A 21,743-nucleotide genomic window follows, 5' to 3' on the forward strand; every position below is an offset into this window, starting at 1 on the left:
GTTGTTAAATTAGCCGCGCAGGTCCTTGCGCAGGATCTTACCAACAGGCGACTTCGGCAGCTCGGTGCGGAATTCGATGAAGCGCGGGCGTTTGTAGTTGGTGAGATTGGCGATGCAATGGGCTTTCACCTCGGCTTCCGTCAGCTTCGGGTCCTTCCGAACGACGAAGAGTTTGACCGCCTCGCCCGAATGCCCGTCCGGCACGCCGATCGCCGCCGCCTCAAGGATGCCGGCGTGCATGGCGGCGACTTCCTCGATCTCGTTCGGATAGACGTTGAAGCCGGAGACCAGGATCATATCCTTCTTGCGGTCGACGATCTTGGTAAAACCGCGGTCGTTCATGAAACCCATGTCGCCCGAGCGGAAATAGCCGTCCTCCGTCATCACCCGCGCCGTTTCCTCGGGCTTTTGCCAATAGCCGGCCATCACCTGCGGCCCGCGGATGCAGATCTCGCCGACGTCGCCGAGCGGCAGCGAATGGCCGTCCTCGTCGCGGATATCGAGGTCGGTGGAGGGCATCGGCAGGCCGATCGTGCCGGTGAACTCGGCCGAATCGAAACGGTTGGCGGTGGCAACCGGCGAGGTCTCGGAAAGGCCGTAGCCCTCCGTTACCGCCGTGCCGGTTATCTTAAGCCAGCGTTCGGCGACCGGGCGCTGCACGGCCATGCCGCCGCCAAGCGACATGATCAGCGGCGAGAAGTCGAGCTTGGCGAAATCGGCATTGTTCATCAGCGCGTTGAACAGCGTGTTGAGGCCGGGGAAGATATGCACGTCGGACTTGCCGAATTCCTTGACGAGGCCTGGAATGTCGCGCGGATTGGCGATCAGGATGTTGCGGGCGCCGAGCGACATGCCCATCAGCGAATTCACCGTCAGCGCGAAGATGTGGTAGAGCGGCAAAGCGCAGAGGAAATTCAGCACCTCGGGCTGCTTCTTGCGCTCGAAGGCCGAGCGGAGCCAAAGCGACAGCTGCAGCTTGTTGGCAAGCAGGTTTGCATGCGTCAGCACCGCGCCCTTGGCAACGCCGGTCGTGCCGCCGGTATATTGCAAAAAGGCGATATCGCTGCCCGCAAGCGTGACCGGCTCAAGGCTTTTCCTCGCGCCTTCCCGCAGCACCTGGCCGAAGCTCTTGTGCTCAGGGATCGACCAGGAGGGCACGAGCTTCTTCACCTTGCGCACGGTGAAATTGACGATCAGCCCCTTGATCCCCAGCATGTCACCGAGCGAGGTGACAACGACATGGCGGAGGTCGGTCTTGTTCAAGACCTGCTCGACCGTGCGGGCAAAATTCTCCAGCACGAAGATCGCCTTGGCGCCGGAATCGCGCAACTGGTGTTCGAGCTCGCGCGGCGTATAGAGCGGGTTGACGTTGACGACGACGAGGCCGGCCCGCAGGATGGCATAGGTCGCGACCGGGTTCTGTAAGACGTTCGGCATCATCACGGCGACGCGGTCGCCCTTCTCAAGGCCGGTGCTCTGCAGCCAGGCGGCGACCTTGCGCGTCTGGCTCTCCAACGCGCGATAACTCATTGCCTTGCCCATGCTGGCAAAAGCGGTCCGGTCGGCGTAGCGGGCACAGGATTTTTCCAGCAGTTCCGCCAGCGAGGCATATTCCAGCGGCGGGAGTTCGGCCGGAACCATATCGGGATAGGCGGCAAGCCAGGGTTTCTCAGGCCTGGCGCCGTTCGGATGGACGGAAATGCTGTTCATCGTGTCTCTCTCCCCTGCTGCCGCCGCGCCGACGATCGGTCGGCAGATCGACCGGAAAGATCCTCCATCTTCCAGTCCGGCAGCTTATGCCATTGCTCGAATGGTTCAAGCCGAATTGAAGCTATACTAACCTTGACGTAAACGTCAATAATGGCCCGTTCGAGCAGCGGAACTTTGAGTCTAGCGCCACGTTGTCTAGGTACCCCCGTGAGGAACCAAAGGAGATGCACAATGCTCAATCAGGAAACTGACGCCAACCGCGGTGATCCGAACGCGAAGAGCACGCATTCGCTAATCGCCAGCGACCGCGTCGAGGGCACCCGTGTCTACGGCGCCGATGGCAGGCATATCGGCTCGATCGAACGTCTGATCATCGGCAAGCTCGACGGCCGCGTCGCCTATGCCGTGCTGAGCTTCGGCGGCTTCCTCGGCATCGGTCACGATCACTATCCGCTACCCTGGGAAAAGCTCAACTACGACACCAAGCTGGATGGCTATCGCATCGACCTGACCAAGGAACAGATCGAAGGCGCACCGAGCTATTCGGACGATGACGACAGCTGGTACAACGACAATGGCCGCCGGGTCTATGACTACTACGGCGTGCCGCCCTACTGGATGTAATCTCGTTCGATAGGCCGAATTGGAAGGGCTCCGCGGATGCGGGGCCTTTTTGGCGTGCTGTTGTCGGTGGACGTTGACGAGGGACGGAGAGGCTGCGGCATATCCCCTTCGCCCCGCAAGCGTGGGTCCGAAGGACGGGTCGAGACCCGTGGCTCGACCCCGGTCGGTGCCGGCAGGCGGATGAGGGGCTGCGTTTTACTCCCCCGCAACAAGATCATTGGCCGATCGCAACACTATCCCGATCGTAATGTCTTCAGCGACGATCACCTTCGCCGTCTTCACCGCAAACACATGGCTCTCGCCCGGCAGCAGCGTCACCAGCATCGTGTCGACCACGGCATCCGGGTCCAGCCGGTCCGCCATTAGGCAGAGATCCTTCAGGAAACTCTCAGCCGTGACCGCAACCGCAAACCCGCCATCGATTTCCGTGACATCGACGCTCAGCCGCGGCGCCGGCAGGGCAAGCGCGATATCCTCGACGAAATAGTGAAAAGCCCGCCTGTCGAGCATCTCGACGACGATGACCTCGTCCTTCGGTACGTTGGGCCTGACGATATCTTCGGGCAGCGGAAATTCCTTGGCCTCGAAACGGTCGCAGAGCAGCCGCCAGAATTCGAATTCGGCAAGCACCGTGCCGTCGAGCCTCAGGCGTTTGCCACTGATCTTCGCCCGCCAGAACAATGTGCGTTCATTGACCGCCACTGCCGCCAGTCCGTCGCCGCGCGGCTGGATCGTCAGCAGGCGTGGATCATAGGCGGCCTTCAGCGCATACCAGAGCGGCTTGCGGCGGCCGGCTGAATCCAGCGCCGCCCATGACGTCACCGGCCAGCAGTCGTTGAACTGCCAGACCACCGCGCCCTTGCAGATATCGCGGTGAGACCGCATGTGCTCGACACCGAAGCGGATGGCGCGGGCCTGGTTGAGCTGGGTGGCGAAGTGCCAGTCATCCATGGTCCGCGGCTCCGGCAGGTGACCGGCGAGGCCGCGGATCAGCTTGTCATTGCCTTGGGTGGCCTTCTGATGGTGGAAGACGCCGTTCGATTGCGGGGTCAGCGGTGCGTCATGCACGCTCTCTTCGATCGTTGCCCAGGCAGCCGGCGCCTGCCAGCCGAATTCGGAGCAGAAGCGCGGGATATAATTGCGGTAGACCTCGTAGCCGACGTCGTTCCACACGTCCCAGATATGTTTGCAGCCATGGCCGTCGGCATTGGGTTCGATCTCCATCGAACCGGAATAGGGGCTGCCGGGATAATAGGGCCGGTCGGGATCGAGTTCAGCGCAAAGCCTCGGCAGCAGGTCGAGATAATAGCCGAGCCCCCAGCTCTCGCCTGCCTTGATGATCGGCCGCCAGCCCCATTCGTCGAAGCCCCAGATGTTCTCGTTATTGCCGTTCCAGAGGATCAGTGAGGCATGCGGCATCAGCCGCACGACATTGTCGCGCACTTCAGCCTCGACCTCGCTCTTCAGCGGCTCCTCCTCTGGATAGGCGGCGCAGGCAAAGAGGAAATCCTGCCAGACCAGCATGCCCATGCGGTCGCAGGCTTCGTAGAATTCATCGCGCTCGAAAATGCCCCCGCCCCAGACGCGCAGCATATGGATATTGGCGGCCTTCGCCTCGTCGATTCCAGCAGCATACCGCTCGGCCGTCACCCGGGAGGGAAAACAATCGTCGGGAATCCAGTTCGCGCCCGCGATGAACAGCGGCACGTCGTTGATGACGAAGGTGAAGGCCGAGCCGTGCGCGTCGGCCGAGGTGTCGAGCCGCAAAGAGCGGAAACCAAGTTCACGTTGATGGCTGTCGAGCAGATCGCTGCTGGCATCGTCGACGAGCTCGAGCGTCAGGGGATAGAGCGGCTGCGCGCCGAGATGATGCGGCCACCAGAGTTTTGGCGAGGGAAGGACAAGCTCGAAGACGACCTCGTCTTCCCCAGGGTCGATCGTAACCGTCTTAGTCATGCCGCCGATTGCGGCGACAAGCTTGCAGCCCGCCTTATCGCCATGCCGCGCCAGCCTGGCCTGCACCTTCACCAACCCGTCGCCGCCGGCAAGCGTGGCCGATACCCTTGTTTCGGAAAGCCGCGCCCGATCCCAGCTTTCCAGCTTGACCGGTTTCCAGAGGCCCGCCGTCACCAGCGTCGGCCCCCAGTCCCAGCCGAAATTGCAGGCCATCTTGCGCATCAGATTGCCCGGTCCCGGATAATTGTTGGGACGGTAGCCGTAATGTTTCTCCATCTCCGCGCCATATGCATAGGCGGAACGAAAGGTAACGCTGAGGTCGTTCTGGCCAACCTTCAGCAATCTCGAAACATCGAAACGAAAGGTGCGGTTCATATTGAATGTGCGGCCGATCTCTTCGCCGTTGAGCGCGATCGTCGCGATCGTATCGAGCCCGTCGAAGACCAGCTCCTGCACCCTGCCATCGTCTGCCGCCGCCTCGAAGCGGCAGCGATAGGTCCAGTCGGTTTTGCCGATCCAGTCATTGGTGATCTCGTTGACGTCGATATAGGGATCGGCGATCAGCCGGCTGGCGAGAAGGTCGAGATGCACACATCCCGGCACCGTTGCGGGGACGGCATCAGGCAGGCCGGGCCTTGCTGTATCGTTGCAGGAGAGCGTCCAGCCGGAATTCAGCGTGGTCTTCTCGATCATGGATGGCTCCTGATTTATGCCGCTCGAAGCTGTCGGATGAGGTGTCGTTGGTAGAGTGCCGCCGCGATCGGGGCCGGCGTCAGATCTGTCAGAGAAACCGGCCGTGGCGCTGCAGCACCTCGATCTTATAGCCGTCCGGATCGCTGATGAAGAAGAACAGGCCGAAGAGCTTGCCGTCACGGTTGAGCTCTACCAGTTCGCCCGGCTTCAGCCTCAGTTTCGACAGCCGTTCGCGCTCGACCGCCACCTCTTCGACGGAGATGGCGAGATGGCCATAGCCATTGCCCAGATCGTAGGGCGCGGTCCGGCCCTTGTTGACCGTCAATTCCAGCTCGAAGCCGGTCTCGGCATTGCTCAGATAGATCAACGTGAAGGTGTCGAAATCGACGCGGTCGGCGACCGAAAGGCCGAATGCCTTGCCGTAGAACTCGACCGAGCGCGCCTCGTCGAGAATACGGATCATCGAGTGGATCATCTTCGCCAAGTCTGCCTCCCACTGCACTATAGCGCCGCGCGTCTCTTTAGACGAGCAAAGGACGCTGTAGCACTTTGAATTACTGCATAATTCCTTAAATCGGAATCGATTTAAGGAATTATGCAGTAGTCACGGCAGTCTTGGTACTCGTCCTCTTACGGCGTGCGCAAGCCGATTCTTCGCGTGATCGCCCCTTCGACCATGCCCATGGCGTCATAGATCAGCACCGCCATCAGGCCGACGATCAGCCCGCCCTGCAGGATGAAGGCGGTATTGTCGGAAATCAGCCCGGCGATGATCACCTCGCCGAGGCCCTTTGCCGCAACCGTCGAGCCGATCGTCGCCGTGCCGATATTGATCACGGTCGCGACCTTCAGCCCTTCGAGGATCAGCGGCAGGGCGAGGGGCAGCTCGACGCGGAGCAGCCGCTGGGTGCCGTTCATGCCCATGCCGTCGGCGGCATCGAGAACCTGCGGCGACACCTGCTTCAGGCCGGCGACGGTATTTTCGAAAATCGGCAGCAGGCCGTAGAGAAACAGTGCGATCAGCGTCGGCATGGCGCCGAAGCCGGTGGCGGGAACCGCGAGTGCCAGCACCGCAACCGGCGGAAAGGTCTGCCCGGCATTGGCGATGGCGCGCGACAACGGCAGAAAGTCGGCGCCGCTTTCGCGGGTGACGAAGATGCCGCCGACAACGGCGAGCACCGCGCTGCAGGCGATCGATCCGATGACCAGTTGCAGATGGCCGGCGGCCAGCGAGGCGAGGCTGTTCTGCGTATAGACGGCGGGCGCATTGTTGTTGGTCAGCGGCACGAGTAGGAAGGAAAGCCATTCCGTCCTGACCAGCAGGATGAGCAGCAATACCAGCGCCGCCAGGCGGAAGAGATTGGCGACGATGAGTTTCATGCCTTGCGGCCCAGTTCGAGAAGCCGCGTCATCGAGATCGATCCCACCGGCGCTTTCTCGCCGTCCTGCACCGTCGCCTCGTCGACGCCCTGCCAGATCATTTCGGCCAGCGCGTCGCGCAGGCTGAGCGACTGCGGCAAGGCATAGGCGAGGCCGCTCTTGGCCGGTTCCATGCTCTCCTTCAGCGGCAGCAGCGACATCAGCTTCAGCGCCCGGTCGGAGGTGCCGGTCAATTGCTGAACGAAGGGATCGGCGGGTTCGGTGAGGATCTTTTCCGGCGTCGAGCATTGCAGCAATCTGCCCTCGCTCATCACCGCGATCTGATTGCCGAGATGGAAGGCCTCGTCCATGTCGTGGGTGACGAGAATAACCGTGGTGCCGAACTGCTTCTGGATCGCCAGGAGATCGTCCTGCGCCTTGCCGCGGATGACCGGATCGAGCGCCCCGAACGGTTCGTCCATCAGCAGCAGTTCCGGCTCAGCCGCCAGCGCCCGGGCGACGCCGACGCGCTGCTGCTGCCCGCCGGAGAGCTGGTGCGGATATTTGTCGGCGAAACTCGCCGGATCGAGGTTGAAAAGCCCGAGCAGTTCCTCGACGCGGGCCGCGATCCGGGTCGAATCCCAATCGAGAAGCTGCGGCACCGTGGCGATATTCTGCGCCACGGTGCGGTGTGGAAACAGGCCGTGTCCCTGGATGGCATAGCCGATCCTGCGGCGAAGCTCGGTCACCTCGACGTCAATGACATTCTGCCCGCCGACGAAAATCTCGCCTGCGGTGATCGGCACCAGCCGGTTGATCATCCGCATCAGTGTCGATTTGCCGGAGCCCGAGGTGCCGACGATGACGGTGATCTCACCCTTCTCGACGCGCATCGAGACATTGTCGACGACGGTGGCCGCGCCATAGCGTTTGGTGACGTTCCTGATCTCGATCATGCTCATGCGGCGGATCCCCGGATGCTGTCGATGACCGCATCGAGGATGACGGCCGATGAGAAGGCGAAGAACACGGTCGGCACGGCGCCGAGCAGGACGAGGTCCATGGCCGTCTGGCCGAGCCCCTGGAAGATGAAGATGCCGAAGCCGCCGCCGCCGATCAGCGCCGCGATCGTCACCATGCCGATTGCCTGCACCAGCACGATGCGGATGCCGGTGAGGATGACGGGAAAGGCAAGCGGCATGTCGATGCCGGTGAGGATCTGCCGTTGCGTCAGCCCCATGCCGGCCGCAGCATCCCGCACCGAGGGATCGACGCCCTCGAGGCCGACGACGGTGTTGGCGACGATCGGCAGCAGCGAATAGAGCACCAGCGCGATCAAGGCCGGCGCCGTGCCGATGCCGCGAATGCCGATCGCAGCCGCCAGCGGTACATGGGTGGCGAGATAGCCGAGCGGCAGCATCAGCAGGCCGAACAGTGCGAGGCTCGGGATCGTCTGGATCAAGCTGAGGCCTTGGAGCACGATGGCCCGCAGCTTCGGCACCCAGAAGCACAGGATGCCGAGCGGCAGGCCGAGAATGATGGCGATGGCCAATGAGCCGAAGGCCAGTAGCAGATGCGAGATCGCTTCCGTCTCGAATTGCGGCGCCCGCGTCGAGAATTCCTTCATGATCGACAGGCTGTCGAGCAGGCCGGAGGAAAGCGAGATGAAAAGCAGCGCCGCATAGGCCGCAAGGGCTGCGACCCGCATCCACGGCGCCAGCCGGATCTTCACCAGCGCATCGGAGATGACGAGCCCGATCACCGCAAACAGCGCCCAGAAACCGCCACCGGGCGTCATCCGCGCCACCGTGCTGCCGGGCGGCGTCGCCGCCGTCGAGACGAGGCCGATCGCAACGATCAGCGCCGCAAGGCAGAGTGTGGCGATGGCAAGCCGGGCAAGGGCGTTGCGCAGCAACAGCGTGGCGACAGCGGTGAGAACGAGCAGGATGGTGAGGATGACGACGGAGGGCTGGGGAAGAAGCTGCGTCAGCAGCATCGGCTTGCCGGCGGCGATGCGGTTCGCCTTGACGTAGATGAAGGGCATCAGTGCCGTCGCCGCGATGCCACCGGCCACCAGAACCACGCCGAGCCGGTCCAGCCTGCGGACCGCTGAGGTTTCTTCCATCAAATCAACCCTGTCTGAGCAATCCCGTCCGGCCAAACCTAGCAGCAGAGAGAGGCTCCGCCCGCAATCGGGCGGAGCGAGTGATGATTACTTCAGGAAGCCTTTTTCCTTGAGATAGGCTTCAGCGACGGACTTTGCCGGCTCGCCGTCGACCTGGATCTTGGCATTGAGCTTGCGCAACTCGTCGGCGGTCAGGCTCTTGAAGATCGGCGAGAGCACTTCCTCGATCTTCGGGTTGGCTTTCAGAACCTCCTCGCGGATGATCGGGGTGGGCGCATAGACCTGCTGCACGTTCTTGTCGTCTTCGAGAACGGTGAGTTCGGCCGCTTCGATCGCGCCATCCGTGCCGTAGACCATGGCGGTGTTGACGCCGTTCGTCTGGTCGGCGGCCGCCTTGATCGTCGCCGCCGTGTCGCCGCCGGACAGAACAACCATTTGGTCAGGCTTCAGCTGGAAGCCGTAGGTCGTCTGGAAGGCGGGAAGCGCGCCGGCCGAATTGACGAATTCGGCTGAGGCGGCAAGCTTGGCGGCACCGCCGCCGGCCACCCATTTGCCGAAGTCCGTAAGGCTCTTCAGCTTGTTCGGTTGGGCAACATCGCTGCGCACGGCGAGCGCCCAGGTGTTGTTGGCCGGCGACGGCGTCAACCAGACGATCTTGTTGGCGTCGTAATCGAGCTTCTTTGCCAGCTCATAACCCTGGTCGATATTTTTCCAGGCGGCGTCATCGGCCTTGTTGAAGAAGAAGCCGGCATTGCCGGTATATTCAGGATAGATGTCGATTTCGCCTGCGGTGATCGCCTTGCGCACGACGGGTGTGGCGCCAAGCGCGATGCGGTCCTGTGTCTTGATGCCGTTGGCTTCGAGCGCGAGCGCAATGACGTTGCCGAGCAGCGTGCCTTCGGTGTCGATCTTCGACGAGACGACGACATCTGCAGCATGAGCCGCACCCGCCGCGAAGGCGGAGAGCGTGACGGCGAGTGCGAGTTTCTTCAGCATGGAATATCCCCTTGGTTGACACCATTAGCACTTTGAATTGCTGCATTATGCAGATGCGCAAGCCCCGGGCGGGGGGTCTGCGCACAGGAAGTCCGCCGGCCAACGCGACGAGATCGCATCATGCCGGAATTGCGTGCGTGATGGAAATAGCGTGCACGCCTGAAAAATCGATGCAAGCCCCCTTTAGTATTTGCGGCCGCGCCACGATTATGGCGGCGAATGTCCCGCCGCGCGCGGAAACGCATTCCCTTTTCCAGGGTCGGCGCGATTTGTTTTTGTCCCCTTGCGTGTTTCCGCGATGTTCCGGTGCTCTGTTGCGGATTTCCGCCGCCCGGATTTTTCTATGCGGAAACGATAGCCCGCCTCTGCGAAAGCAGGGATATCTTTTTTCATGAACACATCATATCGTCCGGTTTTTCCAGCGCTTTCCGGAGGTGGCTCGTTTGCATCTTGGTGCCCTGTTCACCGCTCACCATGTCTTGACCTCCGGTTCGGTGCGCGAGACGGGGCGGCGCTTCCAGCTGTCGCCCTCGACCGTGTCTGCGGCCATCCATCATCTCGAAACCGAGCTGGCGATGAAGCTGACGGAACGCGCCTCCGGCGAGCTGGTAATGCTCATCGCCAGCGGCAGGGTGCTGGAAGGCCTGGCGCCGCTCACCGCTGCGATCGGCGAGCTTGGCCAATTCACCGGCCATGACGCTACGACCACCGACGCCATTGAGGTCACCGATGCCTGGGCATCACGTGTTCCCATCAAGGTCGTCACCATCGAGCGTTTTCTGGAAGTGGCCGACCAGGGCAGCATCAATCGCGCCGCCCGCCGCCTTCGCCTGGGGCAGCCGCAGCTTTCGCTTCAGCTTGCCAATCTTGAGAAATTTTTAGGTCACCGCCTGTTCGAGCGGCAGGCGCAGGGTTCGGTGCTGACGGAGGAGGGCAGGCGCGCCTACCAGATCTTCACGACGATCAGCCAGGCCTGGAACGATCTGAAATCATCGGCCGACGAGCGGTATCGGCGCGCCGCCCGGTCGCTGCGCATCGGCTCGATCATTCCCACCGGATCGGAAAGCTGGGTGGCGCGCTGCCTGGGCTCGCTGGTCTCCGAATGGAATGCGCGCCGCAACAACAATGCGATCTCGCTGGTCTCGATGACCGCCGACGATCTGCGCGAGGCGCTGAAGAGCGGCCGCATCGATGTGGCGATCCTGGATTCGGTCTTCGGCCTTGAAAGCTTCCGCCATCGGGAATTGCTGCAGACCGACATGGTGGTGATCGCGCCGCCGCAAAGCACCGAAACCACCGTCGCCGATCTCGTCGCCGCCCACGCGATCTGCATGCCGAGCCCGCGCACCGGTCTCGGCCACGCGGCCATGGCCTTCAGCGACGAGCGCGCGCCGAACCGGCGCTTGCGCAGCCGGGATATCACCGCCGCGGATTCGCTGCCTGTGATCGTCGACCTCGTCGCCAATCACGGCTACGTCTCCTTCCTCGGCCGGATCAGCGCCATGCCGATCGCCGACAAGGTGCGCATCGTCGATCTCGACGAGCATCTGGCGATGTCCTATCACGTCGCCTTCAACCATCGCAAAGCCGCCGCCGATGCCTGCGCCGTCATCATCGAGGCGGCGGCGCGAATTACGTCTGAAACTGTCGCGCAGGCCATGGTGCGCGACAAAGCCAGGGAGAGCGTAGCGTGACCGTCCTGCTGGAAGTGTGTGTGGATAGCGCTGACGGCCTCGCCGCCGCCATCGAGGGTGGCGCCGGCCGCATCGAGCTTTGTTCGGCGCTGGAGCTCGGCGGCCTGACGCCGCTGCCGAGCCTGATGCAGATCGCCGCCAGGGCGCCCATTCCTGTCTATGCGATGATCCGCCCGCATGCCGGTCCGTTCATCTTCGACAGGAGAGATGAGGAAGCGATGATGCTCGATATCGATGCCGTGCGCGCCGCAGGTCTTGCCGGCGTCGTCATCGGCGCCAATCGGCTGGACGGCACGCTCGACATGCCGCTGATCCACCGCCTAAAGGCGCATGCCTCAGGCCTCGGTTCGACGCTGCATCGGGCTTTCGATCTGGTGCCGGATGCCGACTATGCGCTGGAACAGGCCGTCGAGCTCGGCTGCGAACGCATCCTGACCTCCGGCTGCGCGCTGAAGGCGGCCGACGGAATCGAAACCCTGAAACGCCTTTCGACCACGGCATCCGGCCGCATATCCATCATGCCCGGCAGTGGCATCCGCCCCGCCAATGTCGGCCAGATATTGCAGGCAACCGGCGCCCGCGAGGTCCACGGTTCCTGCAACTCACCTATGGAAAGCGCCGACCCCCGTGCGGTCGCCTTTGGTTTCGAGGCGAAAAGCGCGAACCGGACGGATACTGCGGTGGTCAGGGAGATGTGCAGGGCGATTGCGGCAATGGAGCGTTAGCGGTTCCGCATCCCGGACGGAAAGCAAAGTGCCTATTATTTTACGCGATTCCCACCCGAAACCGCTCGCGCATTTTGCTGGAATTCCTCCGGACGTCCCGCCTCTTGCCGCACAGGTTTTCCCACTCTCCGTCATACTCGGGCTTGACCCAGGGCTTGACCCGACTATCCACGCCGCAAGCACTCCGCGCGCATGTAACGCGCCGTACCCTAACCACCAACCCTGATCACCGCCTTGATCAGCCCGTTCTTCTCATGCGCCCAGCGACCGAGATCGCGGGGCGTGTCGGCGAGCGTTGTGCGGTGGGTGATGAGTTTGTCGACGGGCACGAGGCCTTTGGCGATCGAAGCGGCCACATGTTCGAAATCGGCGCGGGTGGCGTTGCGGCTGCCGATCACCATCATTTCGCGTTTGTGGAATTCCGGGTCGGAAAAGCGGATATCGTCTTTGACGACGCTGACCAGCACCAATGCGCCGCCATGGGCGACGAAGGAGAAGGCTTTTTCCATCGAAGGGCCGTAACCGGTGGCGTCGAAGACCACGTCGAAACCGTCGCCATTGGTTGTTTCGCGCACGGCATCCATTGTCGCCTCGTTGGCGACGATGCCGGAGGTGAAGCCGAAGCGCTCCGAGGCCATCTGCAGCCGCTCAGCGCTGGTGTCGAGCAACGTCACTTCATGGCCGGCAATGCGTGAGAAGATCGCTGCCCCGAGCCCGATCGGCCCGGCGCCGATGACGAGCGCTCGCGCGCCGGCGCCGGTCATCGAGCGGCGCACCGCATGGGCGCCGATCGCCAGAAACTCGACGGTTGCGGCCGCCTCGAGGCTCAGTCCCTTGGCGGCATAGAGGTTGCCCGCCGGAACCGAGATCTCCTCGCAGAAAGCTCCGTCCGTATGGACGCCGAGCACCTTGATATTGGTGCAGCAATTCGGCTTGCCCTGGCGGCAGGCGACACATTGGCCGCAGGACAGATAGGGATTGACGATGACGGGTGTTCCCACAGCCATGTCAACGCCTTCGCCTGCTTCCAGCACCGTCGCCGAGACCTCATGCCCCATCACGCGGGGATATTCGAGGAAAGGATGTTTGCCCTCGAAGATATGATAGTCGGTGCCGCAGATGCCGACATGGCTGACCGCCAGGCGCGCCCAGCCAGGCGCCGGTGCCGCAGGCAAAGGACGCTCGACGATCTCGAGCACGCCGGGCTCCCGGCAAACAACTGCTTTCATGACGGGTCTCGCATTCTTGGGAGTTGACGAAGCCGGCCTGTTCGACCGGCTTCTCTTGGCCGCTCAATTGCTCCGGCGGCGGCGCAGTTGGTCGAAGAAGACGATCACGATGATCAGGAGACCGGTGATGATGCGCTGCCAGAAGGAGTTGACGTTCAGAAGGTTGGCGCCGTTGTTGATGGTGGCGAGGATGAAGGCGCCGATCAGCGGGCCGTGTACCGAGCCGACCGCGCCGAACAGGCTGGTGCCGCCGATGACGGAGGAGGCGATCGCCTGCAATTCCCAGCCATCGGCCTGCGTCGCATTGCCGATCGCGATGCGCGAGGCAAGCAGCACGCCGACGAAGGCGGCAAACGAAGCCGAGAGGATATAGGCGAGGTAGATCATGCCCTTGACGTTGACGCCGGAGAGGCGGGCAGCTTCCGCATTCGAGCCGACCGCGAAGAGATAGCGGCCCCAGCGGCTCAGATGCAGGAAGATGAAGGAGGGCACCGCCACCAGGATGACCATCCAGAACAGGCTCGGTATGCTGAACAGGTCGGCGCGGGCGAAATTGCTGAAATTCTCATTGGTGATGTTGATCGTCGAGCCGTTGGTGATCAACAGGCCGATGCCGCGCAGCGACGTCAGCGTTGCCAGCGTGATGATGAACGGCGGCAGGCCCATATGGACGATGCCGAAGCCATGGAAGGCCCCGATCGCCATGCCGATGAGCAGCGTCAGCACGATCGCACCCCAGACCGGCACGCCCGCCTGCAGCAGCCAGGCAATGATGACGGTACAGAAACCGACGATGGCGCCGACCGAAAGATCGATGCCGGCGGTGATGATGACGAAGGTCTGGCCGAGTGCCAGGATCGCCGTCATCGCCCCCTGGCGCAGCAGGTTCGAAATGTTGAGCGGCGTCCAGAAGCTCGGGGTAACAACGCCGAGCACGATCCAGAGGAAGATCAAGAGCCCGATCAGCGTCAGGCCGAACAGGATGTTCATTTTCCGGCGCGGCGGCGGCGCGACGATTTCGGTGGGGGTGGCAGTCATGAATTTTCTCCCTCTTAGAGCATTTCCGTTTTCTTCAAACCACGGAAATGCCCTATCTCTTTGTTCTGACACAATTTCCGGACGCAAAACCGCAACGCAGTTTTGCTGGAACTGCTTGTGCTCAGACGCCGATCGCTTCGCTGAGCACTTCTTCATGCGTCGCCGCGTGGTAATCATGGCTCGCGACGATTTTGCCGCCGCGGAAGACATGCAGCCGGTCGGCCAGTTCGTAGACCTCGGGCAGGTAGGAGGAGATCAGGATGATGCCCGCGCCCTCCTTCAGAAGCTTGGCGAAGAGCCGGTAGATTTCCGCCTTGGTGCCGACGTCGACGCCGACGGTCGGCTCGTCGAAGATGAACAGCCGGGCGCCGTGGCTCAGCCACTTGCCGATGACGATCTTCTGCTGGTTGCCACCCGACATGCTGGAGGCCGGAACACGCCGGCTTGGCGTCTTGATGCTGAGATCGCGGATCTGCTTGTCGGCATTGGCCGATTCGCGCGTGTGGTTGATGACAGGCCCGTGGCTGAGGCGCCCGAACACCGGCAGGTTGATATTGAGGCCGATCGGCAGGTTGAGGCAAAGCCCCTGGTCGCGCCGGCTTTCCGGCGCCAGCGCAATGCCGAGTTCCATCGCCGTGCGTTCGTTGGGGATGTCGACCCGTTTGCCCATCCACTGGATATCGCCTGCCGTTGTCGGCTGGCGGCCATAAAGGCCGAGCGCGAATTCGCTGCGCCCGGCGCCGATCAGGCCGTAGAGCCCGACGATCTGCCCGGCCTTGACGCTGAGCGACACGTCTTCGAAGCCCGGGCCGGAAAGGCCGTTGACGGCAAGGATCGTCTCGCTGATGGCGATCTCTTCCTTGTGGTAGATCTGCTCGATCGAGCGGTTGATCATCAGCGCGATCAGTTCGGCATCGTTGGTCTCTCCGATCAGCCGCGTGCCGACATGCGTGCCGTCGCGCAGCACCGAGACACGGTCGGCAAGCTCGAAGACTTCCTCCATGCGATGGCTGATATAGACGATGGTGACGCCTTCGCCCTGCAGGCGGCGGATCAGCTTGAACAGCTGCGCCGATTCCTGGCGCGTCAGATAGGCTGTGGGTTCGTCGAAGATCAGAAACTGCGTGCCGCGCATGGCGGCGCGCGCCGTCGCGACCAGCTGCTGCTGGCCGATCGTCAGCGAGCTGAGCAGCGCGCCGGCCGGCAGGCCGAAGCCGAGATCGTCGAGCACGGCCTGCGCCAACTTCTGCATCTGCTTCTTGCGCATCAGGCCGTAGCGGTTGACTTCGTCACCGAGGAAAAGGTTGGCGGCGACCGTCAGGTGCCGGCAGAGCACGACTTCCTGGTGCACGGCGTTGATGCCGCGGGCGATTGCCTCGTTCGGCGTCGACAGGCCCACAGGCTGGCCGCACCACAGCACTTCGCCGGCCGTACGGGTAATGACGCCGGTCAGCAATTTGATCAGGGTGGATTTGCCGGCGCCGTTTTCGCCGACGATGGCGTGGATTTCACCGGCAAGAAAGGTCAGCGTCGCCGGCTTCAGCGCCTGCACATGACCGTAATTCTTCTGCAGGCCCTTGAGTTCGAGGATAGGCGATCCGGCGGGAATTCGATTGGCTTCTTTCAGCGTGGCGCTGTCATCGTGGCGATGACTGACCTCTTCCAGTCCGATCATGGACCTCTCCTCCTTGTGTCACGTCTGCTCTCCATCCCCTGGTAACCATAGCATGGCCCCTGGTAACCATAACATGGATGGAAAAAGCCGCGCCGGTTTTTGAAGCCGGCGCGGCCTGTCTGTCTTGCTTACTTGATCTTCGGGTTCAGCAGCGCGTCGATCTTCGGATCGGCCATATTCGCCTTGGTGACGAGGTTGGCGCCGGTGTCGACATTGGCTTCGACCTTCTCGCCCTTGGAGACGGCAAGCGCGGTCTTCACGCCGTCATAACCCATGCGGTAGGGGTCCTGAACGACGAGGCCGGCAATGGCGCCGTCCTTGAGGAAGCCGACGGTCTTGTCGTCGCTGTCGAAGCCGATGACCTTGATCTTGTCGCCGAGCTTGTTTTCGGCGATCGCCTGACCGACGCCCTGCGCCAGGATCAGGTTCGAGGCGAAGACGCCGACGAGCTTCGGGTTAGCCGTGATCAGGTCGGTCATCATGTTGAGGCCGGTCGTTGCCTGGCCGTCGCCGTACTTGTCGGCAATGACCTTCAGGCCCGGATGCTTGGTCTTCACCTGATCCAGGAAGCCTTCGCGGCGCTGCTCGAGCGAGCCGACGCCGGGAAGGTTGGTAAGAATGACGATTTCACCCTCTTCCTTGCCGGTCATGCCCTTGATGGCGGCTGCCAGGCCATCGGCGGCGATACGGCCGCCCTGAACGTTGTCGGTCGTCAGGAACGACTTGAACGCCTTGGAGTCGGCACCCGAGTCGATGCCGATGATCGGAACCGACTTGGCGGCTTCATCGATCGGCTTGCCAAGCGCCTTGAATTCGGTCGGCGAAATGACGACGGCGGCCGGCTTGCCGGCAACGGCGTTCTCAAGAATGCTGATCTGGCCGTTGACGTCGGACTCAGCCTGGGCACCGAGTTCCGGCACCTTGACGCCGAGATCCTGGCCTGCCTTGCGGGCGCCGGCCAGAACGATCTGCCAGTAGAAGGACGTCGTGTCCTTGACGATGATCGGGATCGTCACGTCGGCGGCAAAGGACGTAACCGGCATCGCCGTGGCGATAACGGCAGCGCCGGCAAGCGCCGTAAAGGCGCGACGGGACAGAAGGGATTTCACGATAGTCATAAGGGTTCTCCTCTCAAGATGCGTTCTCCTCCGAATAAATCGGCCGCTGAACGCAGGCGGACGATTTTTATCGATAAAAAACATTTGCAGGGAGAAGCTAGCCGAGGCGCAATCAAATTGCAAGAGCGTCAAACTGGCTTTTTTGCTTTGGTAAATCCCCCCCAAGCAACTGATTTTATTCCAATACCACGATAACCTAAAATAGGTATCAGTCCAGATCGACCTCATGCGGATGCACGACGCCCTTTTTCAAAATCAGGTTTCCGTACAGCCGGAATTCCGTCGTCGCGACGATATAGGTGGCCTTGCGGGCCATCGCGTAGAAGGCGAAACGCTCCACCGGTACGATCGGAAAATCGCCGGCGCGCCTGGCAACGATCTGCTGGAACTCGGCGCAGACCTCCGGCACGGCGTGCGGGTCGCCGACCACCTCCATCCGCCACGCCGCTTCCGGCACGAAGGTGTCGAGCGGCATGTGGGCGAGGATCGCTTCGGCCATATCAGTGGCGCTGACGCCGTCGGCGCGAATGACAGGCGGGCCCATCGAGCCCGAGGGGAAATTGGCGTCCGATATGACGATGTCGTCGCCATGTCCCATGGTCTTCAGCGCGTGAAGCAGGTCGGGGCCGAGCAGCGGATGAATACCCTTGAGCATAGTGTCTCCTCAGACGCGGACAGCTTCGGCGCCGAGCGGCGGCGCGACCAGCGTATAGGGTTCGAATTCGGCATAGATCTCATCGGCAAGCCGCGGTTCGACGATTTCCATGTTGCGGATCAGGCTCGACGGCTTGGCGGTACCCATCAGCACCGATGCGACGATCGGTTCGAGCAGCGGAAACTGCAGGGCGGGCGCTGCCAGCGGCACGCCGTGGCGCTTGGCGATCGCTTCCATGGCGCCGACCTTGGCAAGCACGTCGTCATCTGCCGGCATATAGTCGAAATGCGCGCCCGGCACCGGACCGGTGGCGAGAATGCCGGAATTGAAGACGCCGCCGACGACCAGCGACGTGCCCTTCTGCCGGCAGAGCGGCAAGAGTTCGGCGACCGCCGAACGGTCGAGCAGCGTGTAGCGGCCGGCCATCAGGATGCAGTCGAGATCGGCGTTGCGCATGACGTCGAGGCAGACGGGCACTTCGTTGACACCGAGGCCGAAGGCCGAGATCGCGCCTGAGGAGCGCAGTTCTTCCAGCGCCTTGATGCCGGAATCGAGAAGCTGCTTCTGGTAGACGGCGTTCTTCGCCGCGCCATGTGTATAGACGCCGATATCGTGCACATAGAGAATATCGATGCGGTTGAGGCCGAGGCGGGCATAGCTGAACTCGACCGAGCGCATGATGCCGTCATAGGAATAGTCGTAATCGGCATCGAAAGAGAGCGGATCGACATAGCTGTAATCGGGCACGGTTCCGGTCGGCACCGGCCGAAGCAGCCGGCCGACCTTGGTGGACAGCACGTAACTGCCGTCCGGCTGGTCGCGCAGGAAATCGCCGACCCGGCGTTCGGCAAGGCCGAGCCCATACCAGGGCGCCACGTCGAAATAGCGGATGCCGCTGTCCCAGGCCGCCTGCAGCGTTTCCATGGCTACCTCGCGCGGGCAGACGCGGTAAAGACCGCCGAGCGCTGCCGCGCCGAAACTGATTTCGGTCACCTCGAGCTTGGTCTTGCCGATCCGTCTCGTCTTCATCATGCCTCCTCGCCAAGTCTTGGGATTTCAGAGCAATTCCAGGAAAAGTGCGAAGCGGTTTTCCGTCCGGAATTTGCATAAAACAAAGGATTAGAGCGTCGCCCCCAGATGCCACGGCACGAATTCATTGTCGCCGTAGCCGAAGAGTTCGCTCTTGGTCTTCTTGCCGGAGGCCGTGTCGACGATGAGCTCGAAGATCTCGCGGCCCTTGCCGCTGATCGTCGCGTCGCCGGTGGCGATCGTGCCGCAATCGATGTCCATGTCCTCTTCCATCGAGGCGTAGAGCGCCGAATTGCTGGAAAGCTTCAGCGATGGCGCCGGCCGGCAGCCGAAGCAGCTGCCGCGGCCCGTGGTAAAGGCGATCATATTCGCCCCGCCCGCCACCTGGCCGGTCGCCGAAACCGGGTCGTAGCCGGGTGTGTCCATGAAGACGAGGCCGGGGGCGGTGACTCGCTCGGCATAACCGTAGACTGCCGTCAGCGGCGAGCGCCCACCCTTGGCAACCGCGCCGAGCGATTTTTCCAGGATGGTGGTGAGGCCGCCGCGCTTGTTGCCGGGCGAGGGGTTGTTGTCGAGCGAGGCGCCGTGCAGAGCGACGTAATCCTCCCACCAGGCGATTTTCTCGTCGAGCTTGTTGGCCACATCGTCGCTGACGGCGCGGCTGCGCAGCAGGTGTTCGGCGCCATAGATTTCCGAGGTCTCGGACAGGATCGCCGTGCCGCCGGCCGCCGCCAGCAGATCGGCCGCGACACCCAGCGCCGGATTGGCGGTGATGCCGGAAAAGCCATCCGAGCCGCCGCATTGCAGGCCGATGATGATCTCGCCGATCGACATCGGCACACGCGTTTCCTTGCCGACATCGGCGGCGATTTCACGCAGCATGCCCATGGCGCGCTCGACCGCGCGGCGTGAGCCGCCGGCATCCTGAATGTTGAAATGCCGCTTCGAGGCGCCGGCGCCGCTCTGGCCGTAGAGCGTCAGCTGGTTGACTTCGCAGCCGAGGCCGATCATCAGCACGCCGCCGAAATTGACATGCCTGGTATAGCCGGCAAGCGTGCGGTGCAGCACGTTCATGCCGTCGCCGGTCGAGCTCATGCCGCAGCCCTGGTCGTGCACGATCGGCACGAAACCGTCGATGCCTTCGTAATGCGGCAGAATCGTCCGATTGGCCTCGTCGGCGATCGCCCGACAGACCGTGGTGGAACAGTTCACGCTGGCGATGATGCCGATATAGTTCCGGGTCGCCGCCCGCCCATCGGCGCGGCGATAGCCCATGAAGGTGCGCGCCCTGTCCTCGCTCGTCGCCATCTCCGGTGCCGAATTGGCGGTCGCCGCCAGCCGGTCGTTTTCAAAATGCAGGTTGTGGCTGTGCACATGGTCGCCGGCCTTGACGTCGGCCGTCGTGCGGCCGATCGCCTGTCCATATTTCACCACGGCGGCGCCGAGCGGAATATCGGCGATCGCCACCTTGTGGCCGGGATCGATTTTTTCACGGGTTTCAATGCCGGCAACCGTCGAACCCGGCGCGATGGCCGCCGTTGCGACCGCGACATTGTCACCGGCCGACAGGATGATCCAAGGCAGTTTGTCCAAGTCTCTTCTCCCCAGAGCATGATGCCGAAAAGCGTGAGTGGTTTTCGGACGACATCATGCTCCAACTATCGAATTTAGGAAACGCTCGCTGCATCGGCGAATGCGCATTGATTTTGTTTTTTATCTACAATAAACATTTTCAAGTCAACGGGAATATTGATCCTGTGGACGAGGGAGGCAATGAGCCGCAGGCGACCGGAAATAAGCTAAAAGGTCGTTTGAACAAGCCCCGGTCGGGCGCCGTCCTGCTTTCAAGCGAGGGCGGCAGCTGACACGAAGGCGGAAAGCGGGGGTCTGGTGGCACGGCAGAATACGGTCTTCAAGGAAGCCTACAACAGGTATGCCGTGGCCCTGCGCACGGATACGGCACTGCCCTCGGAACCCGAGATCGCCGCCCAGCTCGGCGTCAGCCGCTCGACGGCGCGCGCCATCCTCACCCGTCTCAGCGAAGAAGGCATCATCCGCTGGAACAAGCGCCAGAAGACCGTGCTGCGCCAACCCACAGACCGCGATCTCTTTCCCTCTGAGGAAACCGACTCCCTGCATGATATCATCGAGCGCAGCTTCATGCAGCGCATCCTCGCCGATGATGCAGCCCCCGGCATGCAGATCAACGAGCTGGAGCTTGCCCGCGAGATCGGCACCGGCACAACAAGCGTGCGCGAATTCCTGATCCGCTTCTCCCGCTTCGGCCTGATCGAGAAACGGCCGAACAGCCACTGGACGCTCAAGGGTTTTACCCGCGAATTCGCCCTCGAACTTGCCGATGTGCGCGAGATGTTCGAGCTGCATTCCGCCGCCGAATTCGGCCGGCTTGCCAGGGATAGCCAGTCCTGGGCCGATCTCGCCGCCATCCGCGACGACCATCACGCCATGCTTGCCGACATCAACCAGCGCTACAGGGATTTCTCCGTTCTCGACGAGCGCTTCCACCTGTTGATCCACCGCGCCTCGAAGAACCGCTTCATCGCCGATTTCTACGACGCCATCGCCATCGTCTTCCATTATCACTACCAATGGAACAAGACCGCTGCCCGCGAGCGCAACGAGCGCGCCATCCACGAACATCTGGATTATATCGCAGCCCTCGAATCCGGCGACCAGGCGGCGATCGAAACCGCCTGCCGCATCCACCTGCGCTCCGCCCGCCAGACCCTGCTGCAATCCCTGCCGCAGATGGCGACGGAGAGCAGCTGAGCGTAAGCGAAAATCGACAAAGGTCGTGCCGTGCAGCCCCCTCATCCGACCCTTCGGGCCACCTTCTCCCCGAGGGGAGAAGAGGGAGAATGACGCTTCGCCATCGATCCCAATGGATGGAGTGCCTTTGAACGGGCGGCTTCATTTGGGCAGTGTCGGCGCGCCTCGCTCCCCTCTTCTCCCCAGCGGGGAGAAGGTGGCCGAAGGGTCGGATGAGCGACTATCTGGGCTGTCAAGTTGCATGTTCGAATTCTCTTCGCGCATCTCGTGCTTTTGCATTGAGAATGACCAGGAGTTTTCGGGCGAGCGCGATGCGGATGACCATTT

At 62.4% G+C, this 21,743-nt stretch carries 20 protein-coding genes and 1 pseudogene; 5 read left to right on the forward strand and 16 right to left on the reverse strand.

Annotation, left to right across the window (positions count from 1 at the left end; translation table 11 throughout):
- Nucleotides 1-9 precede the first annotated feature (9 nt).
- A complete protein-coding gene (locus HJB82_RS30075) occupies nucleotides 10-1,710 on the reverse strand; it encodes a long-chain fatty acid--CoA ligase (protein WP_207582749.1) in 1,701 nt (566 codons plus the stop codon).
- Between the two features lie 231 nt (nucleotides 1,711-1,941).
- On the opposite strand from HJB82_RS30075, the gene HJB82_RS30080 reads away from it, so the two are divergent.
- Complete coding sequence (locus tag HJB82_RS30080; RefSeq protein WP_207582750.1) at nucleotides 1,942-2,334, forward strand: PRC-barrel domain-containing protein; 393 nt, start codon at nucleotides 1,942-1,944, stop codon at nucleotides 2,332-2,334.
- Between the two features lie 195 nt (nucleotides 2,335-2,529).
- Here HJB82_RS30080 and HJB82_RS30085 read toward each other — a convergent pair whose 3' ends face one another.
- The 7 genes from HJB82_RS30085 to HJB82_RS30115 form a co-directional block, all read right to left on the reverse strand.
- The gene (locus HJB82_RS30085; RefSeq protein ID WP_221142299.1) at nucleotides 2,530-4,983 is read right to left on the reverse strand and encodes a glycoside hydrolase family 2 protein; all 2,454 of its coding nucleotides are present in this window, start codon (nucleotides 4,981-4,983) and stop codon (nucleotides 2,530-2,532) included.
- An 88-nt stretch (nucleotides 4,984-5,071) separates the two neighbouring features.
- Complete coding sequence (locus HJB82_RS30090; RefSeq protein ID WP_207582752.1) at nucleotides 5,072-5,467, reverse strand: VOC family protein; 396 nt, start codon at nucleotides 5,465-5,467, stop codon at nucleotides 5,072-5,074.
- Nucleotides 5,468-5,613: 146 nt separating this feature from the next.
- Nucleotides 5,614-6,363: an ABC transporter permease gene (locus HJB82_RS30095; RefSeq protein ID WP_221142300.1), complete on the reverse strand. Its 750-nt coding sequence runs from the start codon at nucleotides 6,361-6,363 to the stop codon at nucleotides 5,614-5,616.
- A complete protein-coding gene (locus HJB82_RS30100) occupies nucleotides 6,360-7,304 on the reverse strand; it encodes an ABC transporter ATP-binding protein (RefSeq protein ID WP_207582754.1) in 945 nt (314 codons plus the stop codon). The genes HJB82_RS30095 and HJB82_RS30100 overlap by 4 nt, the downstream gene beginning before the upstream one ends.
- Nucleotides 7,301-8,467, reverse strand: coding sequence for an ABC transporter permease (locus HJB82_RS30105; RefSeq protein ID WP_221142301.1), 1,167 nt, complete (start codon nucleotides 8,465-8,467; stop codon nucleotides 7,301-7,303). The genes HJB82_RS30100 and HJB82_RS30105 overlap by 4 nt, the downstream gene beginning before the upstream one ends.
- Before the next feature lie 87 nt (nucleotides 8,468-8,554).
- Nucleotides 8,555-9,463, reverse strand: a complete 909-nt coding sequence (locus HJB82_RS30110) for an ABC transporter substrate-binding protein (RefSeq protein ID WP_007633609.1) — start codon at nucleotides 9,461-9,463, stop codon at nucleotides 8,555-8,557.
- Between the two features lie 207 nt (nucleotides 9,464-9,670).
- On the reverse strand, nucleotides 9,671-9,856 hold the full coding sequence (locus tag HJB82_RS30115; protein ID WP_246762712.1) for an acetyltransferase: 186 nt from the start codon (nucleotides 9,854-9,856) through the stop codon (nucleotides 9,671-9,673).
- A 50-nt stretch (nucleotides 9,857-9,906) separates the two neighbouring features.
- On the opposite strand from HJB82_RS30115, the gene HJB82_RS30120 reads away from it, so the two are divergent.
- Nucleotides 9,907-11,157: a LysR family transcriptional regulator gene (locus tag HJB82_RS30120; protein WP_221117767.1), complete on the forward strand. Its 1,251-nt coding sequence runs from the start codon at nucleotides 9,907-9,909 to the stop codon at nucleotides 11,155-11,157.
- Entirely contained in the window at nucleotides 11,154-11,882 is a 729-nt protein-coding gene (locus HJB82_RS30125; RefSeq protein WP_221142302.1) for a copper homeostasis protein CutC, read from the forward strand. Before HJB82_RS30120 ends, HJB82_RS30125 begins: the two co-directional genes overlap by 4 nt.
- Nucleotides 11,883-12,091: 209 nt before the next feature.
- On the opposite strand, the gene HJB82_RS30130 is transcribed toward HJB82_RS30125, so the two are convergent.
- The 7 genes from HJB82_RS30130 to HJB82_RS30160 all read right to left on the reverse strand — a co-directional run bounded on the left by HJB82_RS30130 (nucleotide 12,092) and on the right by HJB82_RS30160 (nucleotide 20,219).
- Nucleotides 12,092-13,111, reverse strand: a complete 1,020-nt coding sequence (locus tag HJB82_RS30130) for a zinc-binding alcohol dehydrogenase family protein (RefSeq protein ID WP_221142303.1) — start codon at nucleotides 13,109-13,111, stop codon at nucleotides 12,092-12,094.
- A gap of 63 nt (nucleotides 13,112-13,174) precedes the next feature.
- Nucleotides 13,175-14,149: an ABC transporter permease gene (locus HJB82_RS30135; RefSeq protein ID WP_207582760.1), complete on the reverse strand. Its 975-nt coding sequence runs from the start codon at nucleotides 14,147-14,149 to the stop codon at nucleotides 13,175-13,177.
- 121 nt (nucleotides 14,150-14,270) lie between these two features.
- Nucleotides 14,271-15,824: a sugar ABC transporter ATP-binding protein gene (locus HJB82_RS30140; protein WP_221142304.1), complete on the reverse strand. Its 1,554-nt coding sequence runs from the start codon at nucleotides 15,822-15,824 to the stop codon at nucleotides 14,271-14,273.
- A gap of 128 nt (nucleotides 15,825-15,952) precedes the next feature.
- Entirely contained in the window at nucleotides 15,953-16,942 is a 990-nt protein-coding gene (locus HJB82_RS30145; RefSeq protein WP_207582762.1) for an ABC transporter substrate-binding protein, read from the reverse strand.
- A gap of 208 nt (nucleotides 16,943-17,150) precedes the next feature.
- The gene (locus tag HJB82_RS30150; RefSeq protein WP_207582763.1) at nucleotides 17,151-17,597 is read right to left on the reverse strand and encodes an RbsD/FucU family protein; all 447 of its coding nucleotides are present in this window, start codon (nucleotides 17,595-17,597) and stop codon (nucleotides 17,151-17,153) included.
- A 9-nt stretch (nucleotides 17,598-17,606) separates the two neighbouring features.
- Complete coding sequence (locus tag HJB82_RS30155) at nucleotides 17,607-18,626, reverse strand: aldo/keto reductase (RefSeq protein ID WP_221117764.1); 1,020 nt, start codon at nucleotides 18,624-18,626, stop codon at nucleotides 17,607-17,609.
- 90 nt (nucleotides 18,627-18,716) lie between these two features.
- On the reverse strand, nucleotides 18,717-20,219 hold the full coding sequence (locus HJB82_RS30160; RefSeq protein ID WP_221117763.1) for a UxaA family hydrolase: 1,503 nt from the start codon (nucleotides 20,217-20,219) through the stop codon (nucleotides 18,717-18,719).
- 56 nt (nucleotides 20,220-20,275) lie between these two features.
- On the opposite strand from HJB82_RS30160, the gene HJB82_RS30165 reads away from it, so the two are divergent.
- Both HJB82_RS30165 and HJB82_RS30170 read left to right on the forward strand, forming a co-directional pair.
- Nucleotides 20,276-20,491 carry a hypothetical protein gene (locus HJB82_RS30165; protein WP_221142305.1) on the forward strand — a complete coding sequence of 72 codons (216 nt, stop codon included), beginning with the start codon at nucleotides 20,276-20,278 and terminating at the stop codon, nucleotides 20,489-20,491.
- A gap of 25 nt (nucleotides 20,492-20,516) precedes the next feature.
- Entirely contained in the window at nucleotides 20,517-21,416 is a 900-nt protein-coding gene (locus HJB82_RS30170; RefSeq protein ID WP_221142306.1) for a GntR family transcriptional regulator, read from the forward strand.
- Between the two features lie 232 nt (nucleotides 21,417-21,648).
- Here the strand turns inward: HJB82_RS30170 and HJB82_RS31955 are convergent.
- Nucleotides 21,649-21,743 (reverse strand): annotated as a pseudogene (locus tag HJB82_RS31955) (IS110 family transposase); the annotation flags it as partial.

It is taken from the genome of Rhizobium sp. NZLR10 (genome assembly GCF_019685125.1).
Classification (GTDB): Bacteria; Pseudomonadota; Alphaproteobacteria; order Rhizobiales; family Rhizobiaceae; genus Rhizobium.

Coding starts and splice junctions, on each gene's coding strand:
- HJB82_RS30145 (WP_207582762.1), bottom strand. CDS start 16,942: ATGACTATCGTGAAATCCCTTCTGTCCCGTCGCGCCTTTACGGCGCTT.
- HJB82_RS30135 (WP_207582760.1), bottom strand. CDS start 14,149: ATGACTGCCACCCCCACCGAAATCGTCGCGCCGCCGCCGCGCCGGAAA.
- HJB82_RS30150 (WP_207582763.1), bottom strand. CDS start 17,597: ATGCTCAAGGGTATTCATCCGCTGCTCGGCCCCGACCTGCTTCACGCG.
- HJB82_RS30110 (WP_007633609.1), bottom strand. CDS start 9,463: ATGCTGAAGAAACTCGCACTCGCCGTCACGCTCTCCGCCTTCGCGGCG.
- HJB82_RS30100 (WP_207582754.1), bottom strand. CDS start 7,304: ATGAGCATGATCGAGATCAGGAACGTCACCAAACGCTATGGCGCGGCC.
- HJB82_RS30105 (WP_221142301.1), bottom strand. CDS start 8,467: ATGGAAGAAACCTCAGCGGTCCGCAGGCTGGACCGGCTCGGCGTGGTT.
- HJB82_RS30165 (WP_221142305.1), top strand. CDS start 20,276: ATGCTCCAACTATCGAATTTAGGAAACGCTCGCTGCATCGGCGAATGC.
- HJB82_RS30115 (WP_246762712.1), bottom strand. CDS start 9,856: ATGAAAAAAGATATCCCTGCTTTCGCAGAGGCGGGCTATCGTTTCCGC.
- HJB82_RS30155 (WP_221117764.1), bottom strand. CDS start 18,626: ATGAAGACGAGACGGATCGGCAAGACCAAGCTCGAGGTGACCGAAATC.
- HJB82_RS30080 (WP_207582750.1), top strand. CDS start 1,942: ATGCTCAATCAGGAAACTGACGCCAACCGCGGTGATCCGAACGCGAAG.
- HJB82_RS30075 (WP_207582749.1), bottom strand. CDS start 1,710: ATGAACAGCATTTCCGTCCATCCGAACGGCGCCAGGCCTGAGAAACCC.
- HJB82_RS30130 (WP_221142303.1), bottom strand. CDS start 13,111: ATGAAAGCAGTTGTTTGCCGGGAGCCCGGCGTGCTCGAGATCGTCGAG.
- HJB82_RS30085 (WP_221142299.1), bottom strand. CDS start 4,983: ATGATCGAGAAGACCACGCTGAATTCCGGCTGGACGCTCTCCTGCAAC.
- HJB82_RS30140 (WP_221142304.1), bottom strand. CDS start 15,824: ATGATCGGACTGGAAGAGGTCAGTCATCGCCACGATGACAGCGCCACG.
- HJB82_RS30095 (WP_221142300.1), bottom strand. CDS start 6,363: ATGAAACTCATCGTCGCCAATCTCTTCCGCCTGGCGGCGCTGGTATTG.